The organism is Micromonospora sp. NPDC050397 (assembly GCF_044901685.1).
GTDB lineage: Bacteria > Actinomycetota > Actinomycetes > Mycobacteriales > Micromonosporaceae > Micromonospora_G.
The window spans coordinates 1-1,433 of sequence record NZ_JBJDPS010000050.1; the positions used below are offsets into that span (position 1 = coordinate 1).

The 1,433-nt window shown below is 39.9% G+C and carries 1 protein-coding gene; it reads right to left on the minus strand.

Translation table 11 applies throughout. The annotated features are described in order from the left end of the window. Positions 1 to 297: 297 nt before the first annotated feature. On the minus strand, positions 298 to 1,245 hold the full coding sequence (locus ACI2K4_RS36300; protein ID WP_003130410.1) for an IS30 family transposase: 948 nt from the start codon (positions 1,243 to 1,245) through the stop codon (positions 298 to 300). Positions 1,246 to 1,433 lie beyond the last annotated feature (188 nt).

Genomic DNA, 1,433 nt, shown 5'->3' on the forward strand with positions numbered 1-1,433 from the left:
GAAAAAAGAGTTGTGATAAAAGAAATAATCAACAAAACTAGAAGAGACTCTAGTAAAGTAAATGCTTTAGTTATTAAAATTTCGTTCTTCATTTTTATTCTGATCATAGTAATTATCGTAAGCAGAAATTTGTTTTTGAGTAATCATCCCTGCACTGAGCAATTCTGACAGACTCGGCTTCTCATCATCATGATCTAATTCATAAAGTTGAGCTTGACTTTCTACTACTTTGACAACTGCCGCTTCTCCAGTTTTTTGAACTTGTGATTTTTCTTTAACGCAAATTGCAAGTCCAAGTTAGCCAGCCAAGCTCATCTCATATGAACTCTTATAGTTGAACATTTTTCTTGGATAATGGTTCATCCAATACTCGATAGCGGCGACTTCTTCAGGGGTCGTCTTTGTTGTGCCTTTTGGCAGATGCCTACGAATCATTCGGTTATGGTTTTCATTCGTCCCTCGCTCAAAGCTCGCGTAGGCGTGTGCATAGTAAACTGGACAGCTTACGACCTCAGAGAGCCTTGCAAATTCATGGCCATTGTCAGGGGTAATGGATTTGAAGTCATAACTTTTTTGAAGTTCCACCAGCTCATCATTGACCGCCTGTGCTGTTTTCCCATCAATCAAGCGAATGATCTCCGTGCGGTATTTTCGCTCTGTGAGCGTCAAAAGCACCTTGTTCTTAGCTCTCGTAAGAATGACCGTGTCAATCTCGTAATGCCCCACTTCTAAGCGATTGTTAATGAACTCAGGCCGTTCTTCAATAGACTTACCAAAAGGATGCTTTGGCGCACGAGGTTTGATTTTCTTTGCCGCCTTATACTGCGGATAGAAAAGATGATGACGCTTGGCTTCTAACCAGCCCCAGTTGACCCAATTGTAGAGGCTGCTCAGAGAAACTCCTTTTAGAGCCTGATGAATGACTTCCAAAGAGTCCTTGTCTTCTTTAAGACGTGTACTCACATAACAATCAATCTCAGTCGTGAGTTTACTCGGACGAACACTGTGAGCCCTCAATCCTTCATAATTTTCTTGAGCCTTTTTAGCAGAGTATTTTACCTTCCGCTTGAGCTGGATTTCCCCTCGCTTCATCTCTCTGTCAATCGTCCCATGAGCTTTATTCAATAAGCGCGCAATCTCACGGTTGCTCAGTCCTTCTTTATTGTGCCAACGTTCAATGTTTAAACGGTCTTGATTGGTCAGGTGTTTCCCTTTGCTCTGGCTTGTGATAGAATAGTCTTGCATCTGAATTTCCTTTTTATACTATTTGGTCGAACTTCTAGTATAAGAGATTCAGATGTTTTTTGCTTGACTCAAGGTGGCTAACTTCATTTTACAATTTGCGTTATTTTTTTAAAATAGAACTAAGTTTTTCAACGAAGAGATTAACTTCATCAATTGTATTCATTTCTGAAAAAGAAATACGTATGTTT